The 15499-nt window shown below is 70.0% G+C and carries 15 protein-coding genes; 5 read left to right on the top strand and 10 right to left on the bottom strand.

Annotation, left to right across the window (positions count from 1 at the left end; all coding sequences use genetic code 11):
- Positions 1 to 169: 169 nt before the first annotated feature.
- The 6 genes from HQ312_RS07180 to HQ312_RS07155 form a co-directional block, all read right to left on the bottom strand.
- On the bottom strand, positions 170 to 1579 hold the full coding sequence (locus HQ312_RS07180) for an AMP-binding protein (RefSeq protein WP_308119384.1): 1410 nt from the start codon (positions 1577 to 1579) through the stop codon (positions 170 to 172).
- Positions 1576 to 2193 (bottom strand): energy-coupling factor transporter transmembrane protein EcfT, encoded by a 618-nt coding sequence (locus HQ312_RS07175; protein ID WP_222638206.1) that lies wholly within the window; start codon positions 2191 to 2193, stop codon positions 1576 to 1578. The genes HQ312_RS07180 and HQ312_RS07175 overlap by 4 nt, the downstream gene beginning before the upstream one ends.
- A complete protein-coding gene (locus HQ312_RS07170) occupies positions 2190 to 2870 on the bottom strand; it encodes an energy-coupling factor ABC transporter ATP-binding protein (RefSeq protein ID WP_027503952.1) in 681 nt (226 codons plus the stop codon). Before HQ312_RS07170 ends, HQ312_RS07175 begins: the two co-directional genes overlap by 4 nt.
- Positions 2867 to 3997, bottom strand: a complete 1131-nt coding sequence (locus tag HQ312_RS07165) for a thiolase family protein (protein WP_222638205.1) — start codon at positions 3995 to 3997, stop codon at positions 2867 to 2869. The genes HQ312_RS07170 and HQ312_RS07165 overlap by 4 nt, the downstream gene beginning before the upstream one ends.
- A 1-nt stretch (position 3998) precedes the next feature.
- Positions 3999 to 4586, bottom strand: coding sequence for a biotin transporter BioY (locus HQ312_RS07160; protein WP_222638204.1), 588 nt, complete (start codon positions 4584 to 4586; stop codon positions 3999 to 4001).
- A 106-nt stretch (positions 4587 to 4692) separates the two neighbouring features.
- Positions 4693 to 5676: an NAD-dependent epimerase/dehydratase family protein gene (locus HQ312_RS07155; protein ID WP_222638203.1), complete on the bottom strand. Its 984-nt coding sequence runs from the start codon at positions 5674 to 5676 to the stop codon at positions 4693 to 4695.
- Positions 5677 to 5741: 65 nt separating this feature from the next.
- Here HQ312_RS07155 and HQ312_RS07150 point away from each other — a divergent pair, with 65 nt between their 5' ends.
- Positions 5742 to 6863, top strand: a complete 1122-nt coding sequence (locus tag HQ312_RS07150) for a class I SAM-dependent methyltransferase (protein ID WP_222638202.1) — start codon at positions 5742 to 5744, stop codon at positions 6861 to 6863.
- Positions 6864 to 6902: 39 nt separating this feature from the next.
- On the opposite strand, the gene HQ312_RS07145 is transcribed toward HQ312_RS07150, so the two are convergent.
- The gene (locus HQ312_RS07145; RefSeq protein WP_222638201.1) at positions 6903 to 7358 is read right to left on the bottom strand and encodes a hypothetical protein; all 456 of its coding nucleotides are present in this window, start codon (positions 7356 to 7358) and stop codon (positions 6903 to 6905) included.
- 200 nt (positions 7359 to 7558) lie between these two features.
- Here HQ312_RS07145 and HQ312_RS07140 point away from each other — a divergent pair, with 200 nt between their 5' ends.
- A complete protein-coding gene (locus HQ312_RS07140; protein WP_027503947.1) occupies positions 7559 to 8407 on the top strand; it encodes a Bax inhibitor-1/YccA family protein in 849 nt (282 codons plus the stop codon).
- 78 nt (positions 8408 to 8485) lie between these two features.
- On the opposite strand, the gene HQ312_RS07135 is transcribed toward HQ312_RS07140, so the two are convergent.
- Both HQ312_RS07135 and HQ312_RS07130 read right to left on the bottom strand, forming a co-directional pair.
- Positions 8486 to 9703 (bottom strand): acetyl-CoA C-acetyltransferase, encoded by a 1218-nt coding sequence (locus tag HQ312_RS07135; RefSeq protein ID WP_222638200.1) that lies wholly within the window; start codon positions 9701 to 9703, stop codon positions 8486 to 8488.
- A gap of 64 nt (positions 9704 to 9767) precedes the next feature.
- The gene (locus HQ312_RS07130; protein WP_051613045.1) at positions 9768 to 10742 is read right to left on the bottom strand and encodes an SGNH/GDSL hydrolase family protein; all 975 of its coding nucleotides are present in this window, start codon (positions 10740 to 10742) and stop codon (positions 9768 to 9770) included.
- 118 nt (positions 10743 to 10860) lie between these two features.
- Here HQ312_RS07130 and HQ312_RS07125 point away from each other — a divergent pair, with 118 nt between their 5' ends.
- The 3 genes from HQ312_RS07125 to ilvA all read left to right on the top strand — a co-directional run bounded on the left by HQ312_RS07125 (position 10861) and on the right by ilvA (position 14726).
- Positions 10861 to 12246 (top strand): cystathionine beta-synthase, encoded by a 1386-nt coding sequence (locus HQ312_RS07125; protein WP_027503945.1) that lies wholly within the window; start codon positions 10861 to 10863, stop codon positions 12244 to 12246.
- 63 nt (positions 12247 to 12309) lie between these two features.
- Positions 12310 to 13482, top strand: a complete 1173-nt coding sequence (locus HQ312_RS07120; RefSeq protein ID WP_056447615.1) for a cystathionine gamma-synthase — start codon at positions 12310 to 12312, stop codon at positions 13480 to 13482.
- A gap of 26 nt (positions 13483 to 13508) precedes the next feature.
- Positions 13509 to 14726 (top strand): threonine ammonia-lyase, encoded by a 1218-nt coding sequence (gene ilvA / locus HQ312_RS07115; RefSeq protein ID WP_027503943.1) that lies wholly within the window; start codon positions 13509 to 13511, stop codon positions 14724 to 14726.
- Positions 14727 to 14745: 19 nt separating this feature from the next.
- Here ilvA and HQ312_RS07110 read toward each other — a convergent pair whose 3' ends face one another.
- Positions 14746 to 15468: an FAD:protein FMN transferase gene (locus tag HQ312_RS07110; RefSeq protein WP_222638199.1), complete on the bottom strand. Its 723-nt coding sequence runs from the start codon at positions 15466 to 15468 to the stop codon at positions 14746 to 14748.
- Between the last annotated feature and the right edge of the window lie 31 nt (positions 15469 to 15499).

The following is a 15499-nucleotide window of genomic DNA, read 5'->3' as shown; positions in this document are numbered from 1 at the left end:
CGGTCTCTTTCTCGAACGCCGACGAGAGAACAACGCGGCGACATACTGGGTACGACTGGAATGGATCGAGCCGGTGACCTGTTCGGTCGCGGCCCGACATATGTGTAATCCACATCACAAGGGAAGTCAATAGTTTGTTCGGACAATACGTCCGCAGCACAGCGAGCCGTCAGGATCCAGGCCCGGTCGCGATCATCGCCAGGACGGCAGGGCGGTCGAGCTTGCCGCGGGCCGTGCGGGGGAGCGCGGGCACCGTGACCACGCGAGTGGGCATCGCCGGTGCCTCGAGGTGCGCCCGCAGATGACGCCGCAGAGCGGTGCGGTCGACCGGCTCCGAGACCGTGATCGCCGCGACCGGGACGTGCCCCATCCTCGGATCCGGCTCGCCCACACACGCCGCGTCGAGCACGCCGGGAAACCCCCGCAGGGCGGTCTCCACATCGAGTGGCTCCACCTTGAGGCCGCCGCGCACGATGGTGTCGGAACTGCGGCCCGCGAGAAACAGCCACCCGCCGCGGATCTCGCCCCGATCGCCCACGCTCGTCCACCCGTTCACGGGCCCGTCGGACGGTTCCGCGTGATCGGGGTGGGTCAGGTATCCGTCGAACAGCATGTCGCTGTGCACGCTGACGACGCCGTCCACGGTTCTCGTGCGGACACCCGAGACGAGCCGCCCGGCGGAGCCGTCGGGAACCGGTTCGGTGGAGGAGTCCACGGCCACCAACGACAGTTCCGAGGCGCCGTAGAAGTGCACGAGCCGAGCGCCGGGAACGCGAGCGGACAGGGCGTCGCGACCGGAGCGCGGCCAGAAAGCACCCGAGGACAACACTTCTCGGACCTGCGCCAGCCGGGGTCGGGTGGACACGGCGATGTCGTGTGCGAGGGTGGGCACGGTGTAGACGTGCGTCGGGTCGACATCTCCCGCGGAGGACCACGACTCGAGGGGTCGTAGGTCCACGGCAGCACCTCGCGTGAGCGCGTGCACCAGTCCGTAGAGGAAGTGGGTGTGGTCCAGGACGCCCGGTGCGGCCACCCGGGAGTGCCGGTCCACGGTGAACTCCTCGTCGGACCGATCGAGCGTGCGCGACCACGACCGCCGCGAGCGGACGAAGAGCTTGGGGGTGCCCGACGTGCCGGAAGTCAACCCCGCCAGCAGTTCTCCGGCCTCGTCCGGTGCCGGGAGGGGGACCGCGGGCGCGGCGGCGAGGTCGTCGGGCGAGGTGAGCGTGCCGGTGACGCCGAGTCGACGCAGCCGGGTCCGCCCGCGCTCCGTGGCGATCACCGCAGCGGGGCGACCGATCTCGAGAACCGATGCGAGGTGGTCGGGAAGCAGGTGGCGGTGCAGGAGGACGAGCGAGCAACCTGCACGGATCGCGCCGAGAACCGTGACGACGGAACCGAGATCGGACGCCGGGAGTACGGCCACTCGCTTCGCACCGAGCAGGCGTGCGGCGACGCGTCCCGACCGATCCCACATCTCACGATAGGTGAGACTGCCGTCCGCGGCGACGACCGCGAGCGAGTCCGGACGGTCCCGGGCGCGACGACCGATGCGCTCGTCGATCGAGTCCGCGATCACGCGTCATCGTCCCGGTCGTCGTCCACGCCGCGGGCGACGAGACTGTCTCCCAGCGCATCCGCGGTCCGCAGCGCGCGGACCACCACGGGTGTCGCCAGCGCGGTCATCGACCACTGCAGTCCGCGGGCCTTCCGTGCGTCGGAGACCTCGTGCACGATGCCGGTGAGGACGGGGACGAGCCGGATCGTCAGTGCCAGCAGCAGTCCGATGCGGTCGGGGTCGACGCCGAAGCGCCGCAACGGTTCCAGGACCTTGCCGCACACGTCGAGCATCGCGGTCACCCGGGTGGTGAGGGTGACCAGACTCGCCGCGGCCACCGTGACGACGAGAATCCCGCACACGACCACGGCGCGGGCCGGGGTCGTGATGATCACCTGGAACACCGCGATGATCGCGATCATCCAGAAGAGCGGCCGGATCTGCGCGAGTGCGGTCCGCGGGCCGATGCCCCCGACCCCGAAGAGAACGGCGACCACGCCGGCAGCGACCGCGACGTCGACCGGTCGGCGAACGAGGGCGATGACCGCGATGACGCCGACCATGAGCAGCAGAAGCTTCCACCCGGCCGGAAGCCGGTGCAGGAGCGAGTGACCGGGTCGGTAGAGGCCGATCATTCGAGCAGCGCCTCGTACGCGGGCAGGGCGTCGGCGGGCCGTCCGTCGTGGGCGACCCGAGCGTCGTGGATCACGATGACGCGATCGAAGTTCGTCAGGAGATCGAGGTGATGTGTCACCACGACGACCTGCTGCTCGAGAGTGTCGAACACCGCGCCGACCTTGCGGGAGTTGCGGAGATCGAGAAGCGTGGTGGGTTCGTCGGCCACCAGGACCTCGGGTCGGCGGATCAGCACTGCGCCGATCGCCAGCATCTGTTTCTGTCCGCCGGACAACAGGTGCGCGGGATGATCGGCGTGACCGGCCAGCCCGAAACGGTCGAGCATGTCGGCGACGCGGTCCGCCACCTCGTCCTTCGACGCTCCGGTGCGGCGCAGCGAGAACGCCAGATCTTCGGCGACGGTCGGCATCACGATCTGGTTGTCCGGGTCCGTGAACACGAACCCGACCTTCCGTCGCACCTGGCCACCCTTGCGCGCGACGTTCAGACCGTCGACGGTGACGGTGCCGGAACTCGGCGACACCAGACCGTTGATCATGCGGGCCAGGGTCGACTTCCCGGAGCCGTTGGATCCGACGATGCCGACGCGGTGTTCGGTGATCTCGAGATCGATGTCGCGCAGCACGGGCCGATCGCCGTATCCGTGCGAGACGTGATCGAACCGGATCACGCTCATGCTCCGACTCGTTCCACGAGCATGGCGATGCCCTGACCACCGCCGATGGCGCACACCGCAAGACCGAGAGCGGGGGAGTCGGTCGTGGCCATCTGCTCAGCCAACCGGACGAGGAGAATCGCTCCGGAGGCGCCCCACGGGTGTCCGAGCGCGATGGCCCCTCCGTGCGGGCACACGATGTCCGGATCGATGCCCAGCCGGTCGACGGCCGCCAGGGCCACCGAGGCGAAGGCCTCGGTGATCTCGACGATCCCGACGTCGGACAGGTCCACTCCGCAGCGGTCGAGGACGGCGCGGACCGCGGGCACGGGGGACAGTCCGGGGAGCGCGGGATCCGTCCCGGCGACGGCCCAGCCGAGTACCCGCAGGGCAGGGCCGTCGGCCCGGTCCGCGGTCGTCACGGCGAGCACGGCCGCGCCGTCGGAGATGCCGCACGAGTTGCCCGCGGTGGCGGTGCCGTCGGGGGAGAACGCCGGACGCAGCCTGCTCAGACGCGCCGTGGTGAGTCCGCTGCGCACCCGCTCGTCCCGATCGATCCCGGCGACGGCCACGATCTCCGCCGAGAAGTCCGTCTGCGAGGCGAGCCGGTGCGAGCGTTCGGCGTACGCGTCCTGTCGCTCCCGGTCGATGCCGAGCGTGCGGGCGAGATCGTCCGCGGCCGTGCCCATGTCGGGGTCGGGGTGACCGCGCGGGGTGAACGGTGCGCGCGTGTACCGCTGCGGACCCCCGTCGCCGACCGGGGCGTGGAAACGCCACGGCGCCGTGCTCGCCGATTCGACTCCCCCCGCGAGAATCAGGGCGTCGTCACCCGCGCGGACACGGGACGAGGCCAGGGCCACGGCGTCGAGACCCGAGCCGCACTGGCGGTCGACCGTCACGCCGGGAACGTGGTGACCGAGACCGGCCTGCAGCGCGGCGACCCGAGCGAGGTCGCCGCCGGGACCGAGGCAGTTGCCCAGAACCACGTCGTCGATGCGGCCGAGATGGTGCACCTGGCGAGCGACGTCGGCGAGGACGGGTGCCGCGAGGTCGGCGGCCGTCAGGTCGGCGAACGCATGCCCCGCCGTGCCGATCGCCGTCCGCCGCCCCGCCAGCAGGATCGGGTCGCGCGGGGACGAGCGCACCATGTCAGGCGGCGGACCCGACGGTCGCGCGACGCCGCGGCGCGACGAGACCGGGGTAGGCGCGGTGCACGCCCTTCGCGACGACGGTCGCGACGACGACCTTGACCGCGTCGCCGGGAACGTAGGCGCCCGTGGACGCGATGGCCGCCCCTACGCCGAGGTCGGTGCGCACCAGGAGGCCGAGGACGCCGAAGACGTAGATGACGGCGATGCCGCCCACGGCGTTGACGAGCAGACCGGCCCACAGCGGGTAGGACGGGACGATCAGCCGCGTGAGCGCGCCGATGACGAAGGCGCCCACGACCCATCCGACGAGGTACCCGACGCTGGGGGCCGCGAAGACGCCGAGACCGCCGCGTCCGCCGGCGAGCAACGGGAGGCCGATCGCGACGAGTGCGAGCAGGATTAGTACCGCGGCCGCACCCTTGCGGGCGCCGAGAACCGCGCCCGCGGCGATGACGCCGAGGGTCTGCAGGGTGATGGGCACACCGCTGATGCCGACCGTGATGGAGCCGGGAAGGCCGAGTGCCGCGATCAGTGCCGCGAAGACGGCGACCTGAGCGAGGTCACGAGCCGAGAAACGAGGGGACACGGTCGGGACTCCTGTGCGTGGCGTGAGCGAGGACCACTTGAACGGTGTTCAAGTGCGCGGAGTCACGCTAGTGGGGTGCTCGTACCCGGTGCAACTCCCCGTCGTGTCACAGCGACGCGACGAGGGCGTTCAGGGTGGCGGAGCTGCTGTGCGCGGGATGCCACCCGAGGTCGCGCTTGGCCTTCGAGGTGTCCATGACGACGGACGTCCGTCCCACGTGCACCCACTCCACCATCGACGGGACGAACGGGAGGGTGCGGATCACCGCCGACGCCGCAGACCCGAGGAGGGACGGCACCCGCACCGGGAAGGCGCCCAGCGCGGCCGCCACCTGCGACAGGGACACCACCCCGTCGCCCGCGATGTTGTACGGGCCGGGAGGTGCGTCCGTGGTCGCGGCGAGCGCGATGGCCGTCGCCACGTCGTCGTGGTGCACCAGTTGCAGCGGGTGTCCCGGGTCGGGGAACACCGGACGCACTGCGCCGACCACGGCCCCCAGTGGTGCGGGGAGTTGGGCCGCGATCGAGCGCCACGGCATGGAGTCGGCCAGGGCGGGCGCTTTCGGGCCGGCGACGATGCAGGGCCGCAGGACGTACACCTCGAGGTCCGATCCCGTGGTGACCTCGTCGAGGACCTCCTCGAGTTCGGCCTTCTGCTCGGAGTAGTAGTGCTCCTTCGATCCGCGCGTCGGCGTGTCCTCGGTCAGCGGCACCCGGTTGTCCGAGTGATAGCCGTACGCGGCGACGGACGAGGTGTAGACGAGCCGTGTCGGCCGCGCGGCGGCCACCGTCGCCTCGAAGACGGTGCGAGTCCCGGCCAGGTTGATCCGTGAACTCTCGGCACGCGATCCCATGATGAGGAAGGCGAGGTGCACCACGACATCCGCCTCGGCGACGAAGGCGTCCACCGCCTCACGATCGAGTATGTCGCCCTGCCGGTACTCCGTCTTGGTCCAGCCGTGCTCGTCCACGTCGAACGGTCGTCGCGCCATGCCGAGGATGCGGTCCACGGCCGGATCGCGCTCGAGCGCGTCCACCGCCGACATGCCGATCTCGCCGGTCGGACCGGTCACTGCCACTGTGAGTCCCATGGGTCGATGATGCCCGCTGACGTCGGGATTCAAGCAAGGTTCGGTGGGAGTGAGAGACTGCGACGATGCAGGATCCGGACCATGTTCTCGGCGCGCTCCGTCGCTCACCCGATGTCGAGGCGCCCAATCTCCACGCCGTCGACGCCTCCGACCGGTTGATCCTGGCCGAGGCCGCGGAGTCGACCTCCACCGCCGAGCCCGGGTCGGTCGCGGTGATCGGCGACCGGTACGGCGCGCTGACCCTCGGGACCGCCGCCGCGCACGGCCTCACCGGCATTCGCGTGCACCAGGATCCCCTCACCTCCGAGCTCGCGCTGGCCCGCAACGCCGGCGCGCTCGGCCTCGGCGACGTCTACACGAACCACGCGTTGGATCGAGAGTTGCTCGACGGTGCGACCGTGGTGCTGCTGCAGCTTCCCCGCGCCCTCGCCGAGCTCACCGAGATCGCCGAAGCCGTTGCCCGCTGGGCGGATCCGTCGGTCCGCGTCATCTCGGCGGGTCGACTCAAACACATGAGTCGGTCGATGAACGACGTGCTCGCCGCGAACTTCACCGACGTGGCGGCCACCCGCGCGGCGCAGAAGTCCCGCGGGTTGGTGGCGACCGGGCCGCTGCCTCGCGAGAGCGCGACGTACCCCGTGTCGACCGTCCTCGCCGATCTGGACCTCACCGTGGTCGCCCACGGTGCCGTCTTCTCCGGGGACCGGCTGGACATCGGCACCCGGTACCTGTGCACGTTCCTCGACCGGATGTCGCCCGACGCGCGCCGCATCGTCGATCTGGGGTGCGGGACCGGCATTCTCGCGGTCCTCGCCGCGCGCCTGCGGCCGGACGCGGAGGTGGTCGCCACAGACCGCTCGGCCGCGGCGGTGGCCTCGGCGGCGGCCACGGCGGAGGCGTCCGGCGTGCGGGTCACGGCGCGTCGGGACGACGCCATGGCGTCGGAGGCGCCCGCGAGCGCCGACCTGATCCTGTGCAATCCACCGTTCCACGAGAACGCGGCCGTGCACACCGGGGGAGCGGAGAAACTGTTCGCGGCCGCGCGGACCGTCCTGCGCCCCGGCGGCGAACTGTGGGCGGTGCACAACTCACACCTGCGGTTCCGCTCCATGCTCGCGCGCATGGTCGGGCCGACGGAGGTGATGGGCCGCAACGACAAATTCACCGTCACCCGGTCGATCAGGTGACGGTGAATGTGTCGGCCGCACAAGTCAGGCGGACGTGACTCAGTCGAAGTAGGAGCCCGCGTCCTCGGGGGTACCGTCGATCTGGCCGCGGTGCGTCGCGGAGTTCTCCACCACGACTCCGTCCACCACGTCCGCGTCCTTCACGGCGGCGCCGTCGGTGCCGTCGTCCTCCGTGGCGTCCGCGATGTAGTCGTTCTCGTCGTCGCTGTCGATGATGCGGTCGACGAGCTCCTCGGTCAGATCGTCGTCGGGTGTCGCCGCGACCGGAACGTCGAGCTCCTCCTCGAGCGGGACGTCGGGGACTTCCTCGGCCAGCTTCTGGTCGAGGCTCTCACCCTCCCGTGCCTCGCGCTCGGTGGTGCCGAACTTGTCGGCCTCGGTCCACGAGTCCGGCGGGGTGACCACGTCGTCGACGTCGTCCGTGCCTCGGATCTCGTCCGAGTCGAGACTCTCACTCTGGTCCAGCGTGTCTCCGGGTCCGTCTTCGATGCTCATGAGGGAGAAGGTGCCCGGATCGCCCGAGCGACAAACGTGAGCGGACAAACGTGCGCCGACCGTGTGTACTGATGCGGTACTGCGCTGGGGGAACGGCGACGTCCGCCCAGTACAGTCCGTTTTGTCCGATGGGAACTTTTCCGTCGCATCCGAACGTTGAGAGATACACAGGCTCCACCACACGAAAGGGATGAGACACGGTGCGCACTTCCAGCAACCCGGTGTTCCGCAATCTGCCCAAGCAGGCGGGAGGCGGATATGCCTCCTTCGGTTCGGCCGCCGCCGGTGCCGGTGCGGTCACCCAGCAGTACGGCTCCCCGCAGGGACAGCCGCAGCCGTACCAGACCGGTCCGCAGCAGCGTGCGATGACGATCGACGACGTCGTCACCAAGACGGCCACCACCCTCGGTGTCCTGACGGTGTTCGCCATCGCGTCCTACGTGCTCGCGAGCAACAACCCCGGCCTGGCCCCGATGTTCGTCATCGGCGGCGGACTCATCGGCTTCGTCCTCGTCCTCGTGGCGACGTTCGGCCGCAAGATGGACAGCGCGCCCCTGGTGCTCGCGTACGCGGCCTTCGAGGGCGTGTTCCTCGGTGCCCTGTCGCTCCTCTTCACCGGTCCGATGTTCGGCGTGAGCAACGGCAGCTCGCTCATCGTGCAGGCTGTGCTCGGTACGTTCGGCGTGTTCTTCGGCATGCTGATCGTCTACAAGACCGGCGCGATCCGCGTGACTCCTCGCTTGACCCGCATGATCGTCGGCGCCCTCATCGGCGTGGTCGTACTGATGCTCGGCAACCTGATCGCCAGCTTCTTCATGGACGGCGGTTTCGGTCTGCGCGACGGCGGACCGATCGCCATCATCTTCAGCCTCGTCTGCATCGGCCTCGCAGCGTTCAGCTTCCTGCTGGACTTCGACCAGGCCGACCAGCTGATCCGTGCCCAGGCACCGGAGAAGGCTGCCTGGGGCGTCGCGCTCGGTCTGACCATCACCCTGGTCTGGCTGTACGTCGAGATCCTGCGACTGCTGAGCTACTTCAACAACGACTAGTTCCAGCGGTAGTCGTCACAGCCGACAGCCCCCGTCCTCCTCTCGGAGGGCGGGGGCTGTCTGCTGTACGAGACCGACTCAGCTGAGGCGCTCGAGCACCATGGCCATGCCCTGTCCGCCGCCGACGCACATGGTCTCGAGACCGAACTGCTTGTCGTGGGCGCGCAGGTTGTTGAGCAGGGTCGCGGTGATGCGGGCACCGGTCATGCCGAAGGGGTGTCCGAGGGCGATGGCGCCGCCGGAGACGTTGAGCTTGTCCTCGTCGATCTTCAATTCCCGTGCGGAGCCGATCACCTGGACGGCGAAGGCTTCGTTGATCTCGACCAGGTCGATGTCGTCGATGGTCTTGCCGGCGAGCGCGAGCGCCTTCTTCGAGGCCTCGATGGGGCCGAGGCCCATGATCTCGGGCGAGAGGCCCGAGACGCCGGTGGACACGACGCGGGCGAGCGGGGTCAGCCCGAGCTCCTTGGCCTTGGTGTCGGACATGATCACCAGTGCCGCGGCGCCGTCGTTCAGCGGGCAGGCGTTGCCGGCGGTGATGGTGCCGTCCGGGCGGAAGACCGGCTTGAGCTGCGAGATCTTCTCGTAGGTGGTGCCGGCGCGGGGGCCGTCGTCGGTGCTGACGACGGTGCCGTCGGGCAGCGTGACCGGGGTGATCTCGTTCTCGAAGTGTCCCTTGGCGATGGCTTCCTCGGCGCGGTTCTGGCTGCGGACGCCCCAGTGGTCCTGCTCCTCACGGCTGATGCCGGTGAGCTGGGCGACGTTCTCTGCGGTCTGGCCCATCGCGATGTACGCGTCGGGGAGGTTGCCGTTCTCGCGGGGGTCGGACCAGGTCTGGCCACCCTCGGCGATCTTCTCGGTGCGGGCCTGCGCGTCGGCGTAGATGGGGTTCTGGGTGTCCGGGTACGAGTCGGAGTTGCCCTTGACGAAGCGGGAGACGGTCTCGACGCCGGCGGAGATGAACACGTCGCCCTCGCCGGCCTTGATGGCGTGCAGGGCCATGCGGGTGGTCTGCAGCGAGGAGGAGCAGTAGCGGGTGATGGTGGTGCCGGGGAGGAAGTCGTAGCCGAGCTGGATGGCGACGTTGCGGCCGATGTTGAAGCCCTGCTCGCCGCCGGGGAGGCCGCAGCCCATGAGGAGGTCGTCGATCATGGTGGGGTCGAGGGCGGGCACCTTGTCGAGGGCTGCCTTGACCATCTGCGCTGCGAGGTCGTCGGGACGCATGCTGACGAGCGACCCCTTCATCGCGCGCCCGATGGGCGAACGGGCCACGGACACGATCACTGCTTCTGGCATGGGAGGACTCCTGGGGTTGGCGACGATATGACTGGAGGGTAACTCTCGTCCGGTCTGCCCCCGGTCACTGCAGGGCGTCTCGCGGCCGTAGCCGCGACACGTGGCGGTTGGCCGAGGCGGTGAGGCGGGAGACGAGGCGACGCTGCTCGGCGACGTCCGACACCGTGGGCAGCGTCGGCAGGGGGCCGCCCGCCCATTCGCCCAGCGCGGCCGCCAGCACGGGCAGGATCTGCTGGGCAGCGAGTTCGTATCCGGCCGCGGACGGATGGAAACGGTCGGCCGAGAACATCCGCTCCGGTGCCGCGAGGAACTCCGGGGCGAGCAGATCCGCCAGCGCGACGGGGTGGCCGCCGGCGGCGAGCGTCGCCGACGTCTGAGCCCGCGCGAGTCGGTGGCCCCACGTCCGCACGACAGCGCGGAGCGGCTGCGGGATGGCGGTGACGACACCGAGATCCGGGCACGTTCCGACGACCACGACGGTGCCCTCCGCCCGCAGGCGACGCACCGCGGTACGCAGGCGCTCGGCCGAGGCCGCCACCGCATGCTTCTTGGTGACGTCGTTGGCGCCGATGAAGACGACCGCAGCGTCGGGCCGGTCGTGGTGGGCGACCAGCATCGCATCGACCTGACCCTCGAGTCCCTTGGATGTCGCGCCGGGAATGGCCTTGGTGCTCAACCGGATCCGCTTCCCGCTCTCGTCGGCGAGCCCCCGCGCGATCAGCACGCCCGGCACCTCGTCCGCGACGACGCAGCCCATGCCGGCCGCCGTCGAGTCGCCGAAGATCATCAGGTGCAGGTCGGACTGCACGCCGGGGCGCCACCGCTGCGGGACGCGCGCACCCGGGGCGTACACACCGTCGGCCTCGGGCGGCCGGTCCGTGCTGCGGCCGATCACGGTCCGGGCAGCGGCCGCCTGCGCCAGCAGGTGCCGGTACGCGGCCCAGGACAGCGTTCCCGCGCCGGATCCCGCGACGACGGTGGCGGCTCCCGCCACCGCTGCCTGTCGCCACCCACCGCGACCCGAGCCGCCCTGCTGCATCGCACCTCCGTTCACCTGTCCGATTCTAGGTGCGCCGACGGTGGTGCCGTGCAGTGCGATCGCCGCAGCGCGACGAGGCTCGGTGGGTGTCCGGCCGGACATCTGGGAGGATGGACGCATGCGCATTGCAAACAGCGTCGTCGACCTCATCGGCAACACCCCGCTAGTGAAGCTGAACACCGTCGTCGCCCCCGGGTCCGCACTCCTCGCCGCCAAGGTGGAGTACCTCAATCCCGGTGGCAGTTCGAAGGACCGCATCGCCGTCAAGATGATCGAGGCGGCCGAGGCGTCCGGTGAACTGAAGCCCGGCGGCACCATCGTCGAGCCCACCTCCGGCAACACCGGAGTCGGCCTGGCCCTCGTCGCACAGCAGCGCGGCTACAAGTGCGTCTTCGTGTGCCCCGACAAGGTCGGCGAGGACAAGCGCAACGTCCTACGTGCCTACGGCGCGCAGGTCGTCGTGTGCCCCACCGCTGTCGCCCCCGAGGATCCGGACAGCTACTACAGCGTCTCGGACCGCCTCGTGCGCGAGATCGACGGTGCCTGGAAGCCCAACCAGTACGCCAATCCGGGTGGTCCGCAGAGCCACTACGAGACCACCGGACCCGAGATCTGGAACGACACGGACGGCAAGATCACGCACTTCGTCGCCGGCGTCGGTACCGGCGGCACCATCACCGGAACCGGTCGCTACCTCAAGGAGATGTCGGGCGGTGCGGTGAAGATCATCGGTGCCGATCCCGAGGGTTCCGTCTACTCGGGCGGGACCGGCCGGCCGTACCTCGTCGAGGGCGTGGGCGAGGACTTCTGGCCCAGCGCGTACGACCCGTCGATCCCGGACGAGATCATCGCCGTGTCCGACGCCGACTCGTTCGAGATGACGCGTCGCCTGGCCCGCGAGGAGGGCCTGCTGGTCGGCGGATCCTGCGGTATGGCCATGGTCGCCGCGCTGCAGGTGGCCGAGCGCGAGGGCCCGGACGCCCTCGTCGTCGTCCTGCTGCCCGACGGTGGTCGCGGCTACCTCGGCAAGATCTTCAACGACAAGTGGATGAGCTCCTACGGCTTCCTGCGCACCCGGCTCGACGGCGGCACCGCCGAGCCCACCGTCGGTGACGTGCTGCGCGGCAAGTCCGGCGCACTGCCCGACCTCGTGCACACGCACCCGTCCGAGACGCTGCGCGACGCCATCGAGATCCTGCGCGAGTACGGCGTCTCCCAGATGCCGGTCGTCGGCGCCGAGCCGCCGGTCATGGCGGGCGAGGTCGCGGGCAGTGTCAGCGAGCGCGATCTGCTCAGTGCCGTGTTCGAGGGCCGGGCGAACCTGTCCGACGCCGTGAAGACGCACATGAGTGCGCCGTTCCCGCTCATCGGCGCCGGTGAGCCGGTCTCGGCCGCGACGAAGACGCTCGGCGACACCGACGCCGTCATGGTCGTCGACGACGGCAAGCCGGTCGGCGTCATCACCCGCCACGATCTCCTCGGATTCGTCACCACCGCGTCCTGACACACGGAACTACTGACCTATCCCGACCGGCCTCCGGCCTGCCCGCTCGTTAGGCTGGTGCGCATGAGTGAGCAGCGCAGCAAGTCCGACACGACGTCCTGGCAGGGGTTCTCCACTCGCGCGGTGCACGCCGGGTACGAGCCCGACCCGCTGACCGGTGCGGTCAACGTCCCGATCTACGCGAGCTCCACCTTCGCCCAGGACGGCGTGGGTGGTATGCGCAGCGGGTTCGAGTACGCCCGCACCGGCAACCCGACCCGGCGTCCGCTCGAGGCCAACCTGGCAGCCCTCGAGAACGGCCACTACGGTCGCGCGTTCTCCTCGGGCATGGCCGCGACGGACGCCCTCCTGCGGGCGTCGCTGCGCCCGGGCGACCACCTCGTGATCCCGAACGACGCGTACGGCGGCACCTTCCGGCTCATCGACAAGGTGTTCACCCAGTGGGGCATCGAGTACTCGGTGGCCGCGGTGTCGGACGTCGACGCCGTGCGCGAGGCCATTCGCCCCAACACGAAGCTGGTCTGGGTCGAGACGCCCACCAATCCGCTGCTCAACGTCGGCGACATCGAGGCTCTGTCGGGCGTCGCACACGAGGCGGGCGCGAAGATCGTCGTCGACAACACGTTCGCGTCGCCGTACCTGCAGCAGCCCCTCACGCTCGGCGCTGACGTGGTGCTGCACTCGACGACCAAGTACATCGGTGGACACTCCGACGTCGTCGGCGGCGCCCTCGTGTGCAACGACGAGGAACTGGACGCGTCGTTCGCCTTCCTGCAGAACGGCGCCGGCGGTGTTCCCGGACCGTTCGACGCGTTCCTGACACTGCGCGGCATCAAGACGCTCGCCCTGCGCATGGAGCGGCACAGCGACAACGCCGAGAAGATCGTCGAGCTGCTGACGGGTCACCCCGCCGTCTCCTCGGTCATCTACCCGGGATCCGAGAGCCACCCGTCCCACGCCGTCGCCGCCAAGCAGATGCGTCGGTTCGGCGGCATGGTGTCGGTCCGTCTGAAGGGTGGCCGCCAGGCGGCGCTGGACCTCTGCGCGCGCACCGAGATCTTCACTCTCGCCGAGTCGTTGGGCGGCGTCGAGTCGTTGATCGAGCATCCCGGCGCCATGACCCACGCCTCCACCGCCGGCTCGCTGCTCGAGGTGCCGGACGACCTGGTGCGCCTGTCCGTCGGCATCGAGGACGCCGCCGACCTGGTGGGCGACATCGAACAGGCGCTCGCCTAGGAGCATTCGGGTTTAGGGTTCCAGCCATGGATCTCCTCACCGCCGACCGGCTGGACCGCGCCACCGCGCTGCTAGCCCCGGTCATGCGCCGCACACCCCTCGTGGCGTCCCGTGTCCTGTCCGATCGCACCGACCGCCAGGTGTGGCTCAAGTGCGAGAACCTGCAGCGCACCGGATCGTTCAAGCCGCGGGGTGCGTACAACCGGATCGCGGGTCTGACCGACGAGGAGCGCGCTCGTGGGGTGGTCGCGGCCAGTGCCGGCAATCACGCGCAGGGCGTCGCGTGGGCGGCGTCGGAACTCGGGGCCGCGTCGACGGTGTTCATGCCGAACGGTGCGCCGCTGCCGAAGTTGGTGGCCACCAAGGCGTACGGGGCCACCATTCACCAGGTGGGCACCACCATCGACGAGGCTCTCCTGGCGGCCATGGCCTTCGCCGACGAGACCGGCGCCGTGCTGATCCACCCGTTCGATCACATCGACGTGGTCGCTGGCCAGGCCACGGTCGGCGTCGAGATTCTCGACCAGATGCCCGATGTGGGCACCATCGTGGTGCCGACCGGCGGCGGCGGTCTCGTCGCCGGCATCGCCGCTGCCGTCGCGTTGAGCGGCAAGGACATTCGCATCGTCGGGGTGCAGGCGGAACAGGCAGCCGCGTGGCCCGGATCGCTCGAGGCCGGTATGCCGATCTCTGCCGAACGGATGTCGACGATGGCCGACGGTATCGCCGTGGGGCGTCCCGGGGCGGTCCCCTTCGCGCACGTCACCGAAATGGTGGACCGCGTGATCACCGTCAGCGAGGATGCGCTGTCGCGGGCACTGCTGCTGTGTATGGAGCGCGCCAAACTCATCGTCGAAGCCGCCGGAGCGGCAGCCGTCGCTGCGCTCATGGACCATCCCGAACAGTTCCACGGTGACGGCCCGATCGTCGCTGTCCTGTCCGGCGGCAACATCGATCCGCTCCTGCTGACACACGTCGTCGCGCACGGGTTGCGAGCGGCGGGTCGCTATCTGACGGTGCGCATCGTCATCCCCGACCGCCCGGGTGGCCTGGTGGGGGTGCTCGGCGTGGCACGCGACACGGCCGCGAGTGTGGTCGACGTGGTGCACGCGCGCACGGCAGGGCGGCTCGCGATGGACGAGGTCGAGATCATGATGACCCTGGAGACCCGGGGCCCGGATCACCGCGCCGCCGTGCTGTCGGGTCTCGCGGCCGCCGGATACGAGGCCGAAGTTCAGGAGTGATCGGACAGTTCAGGAGTGATCAGGCGGCGATGAAGACCGCAGCGGAGGCGTGGTCGGCGGCGCGATCGACCAGCGCGTCGGCGCCCGCTGCCGCGGCGCGCGACAGCGCGGCTGCCACCACGGGGGAGGACGCGGCCACCGTGGCCGTGGTGGTGCCCGTGGTGGTCACCATCGTGGTTCCCGAGGCGATCGGAACGAGGCGTTCCGCCGAGCCGTCGATCACCGAGATCTGCCATCCACGAACGGGTTCCGGCCCGGCGACGGCAATGTCGGTGTCGGTCGAGTTCGCACCCGACACCGACACCAGTGCCCCGCAGGCGAAGCGGCGTGCGATCGTCGCGGCGATGCGCTCCACGACCACGGCGAGCGCTGTCGCGTCCAGATCGACTGTGGCCCAGCCGGGAAGGCGCACGCCGAGACCGTCGACCTCGATGGCCTCGTGAGTGTCCGTGCCCGAGCTGCGGAGCGGATCGACGGCGCCGGCCGTCAGGTCCGCGGCGGCGAGGGCGTGTCGCACCTGGTCCGCCAGAGCAGGGGAGACGCGCACGGTCCGGCCGAAGGAGCGGTTCAGTCGCTGCAGTTCGGAGTCCGCACGGGTGAGCGAGACGATGTCGAGCCACGTGTCCAGGGCGGTGCGCGCCGCGGCTGCCGCATCGGTGATCACGGCCGCGTCGGTGACGACCACCCGCACGTGGCGGTCGTCGATGTCGAACCCTGCGAATGCCTTCGTGGCGAGACTCATCTGGTGGCACCTCCATGGCGTTCATCGCTCG

The sequence above is a fragment of the Rhodococcus sp. BP-316 genome (genome assembly GCF_019836105.1).
Lineage (GTDB): Bacteria > Actinomycetota > Actinomycetes > Mycobacteriales > Mycobacteriaceae > Rhodococcoides.
The sequence above is the reverse complement of the archived record's forward strand: the minus strand, read 5'-3'. Positions and strand labels throughout refer to the sequence as shown.

Bases quoted from the DNA above. Each gene is read 5' to 3' on its own strand.
- ilvA (WP_027503943.1), top strand. From the start codon at position 13,509: ATGGATCTCCTCACCGCCGACCGGCTGGACCGCGCCACCGCGCTGCTA.
- HQ312_RS07150 (WP_222638202.1), top strand. From the start codon at position 5,742: ATGCAGGATCCGGACCATGTTCTCGGCGCGCTCCGTCGCTCACCCGAT.
- HQ312_RS07155 (WP_222638203.1), bottom strand. From the start codon at position 5,676: ATGGGACTCACAGTGGCAGTGACCGGTCCGACCGGCGAGATCGGCATG.
- HQ312_RS07175 (WP_222638206.1), bottom strand. From the start codon at position 2,193: ATGATCGGCCTCTACCGACCCGGTCACTCGCTCCTGCACCGGCTTCCG.
- HQ312_RS07125 (WP_027503945.1), top strand. From the start codon at position 10,861: ATGCGCATTGCAAACAGCGTCGTCGACCTCATCGGCAACACCCCGCTA.
- HQ312_RS07165 (WP_222638205.1), bottom strand. From the start codon at position 3,997: ATGGTGCGCTCGTCCCCGCGCGACCCGATCCTGCTGGCGGGGCGGCGG.
- HQ312_RS07170 (WP_027503952.1), bottom strand. From the start codon at position 2,870: ATGAGCGTGATCCGGTTCGATCACGTCTCGCACGGATACGGCGATCGG.
- HQ312_RS07110 (WP_222638199.1), bottom strand. From the start codon at position 15,468: ATGAGTCTCGCCACGAAGGCATTCGCAGGGTTCGACATCGACGACCGC.
- HQ312_RS07120 (WP_056447615.1), top strand. From the start codon at position 12,310: ATGAGTGAGCAGCGCAGCAAGTCCGACACGACGTCCTGGCAGGGGTTC.
- HQ312_RS07135 (WP_222638200.1), bottom strand. From the start codon at position 9,703: ATGCCAGAAGCAGTGATCGTGTCCGTGGCCCGTTCGCCCATCGGGCGC.
- HQ312_RS07145 (WP_222638201.1), bottom strand. From the start codon at position 7,358: ATGAGCATCGAAGACGGACCCGGAGACACGCTGGACCAGAGTGAGAGT.
- HQ312_RS07130 (WP_051613045.1), bottom strand. From the start codon at position 10,742: ATGCAGCAGGGCGGCTCGGGTCGCGGTGGGTGGCGACAGGCAGCGGTG.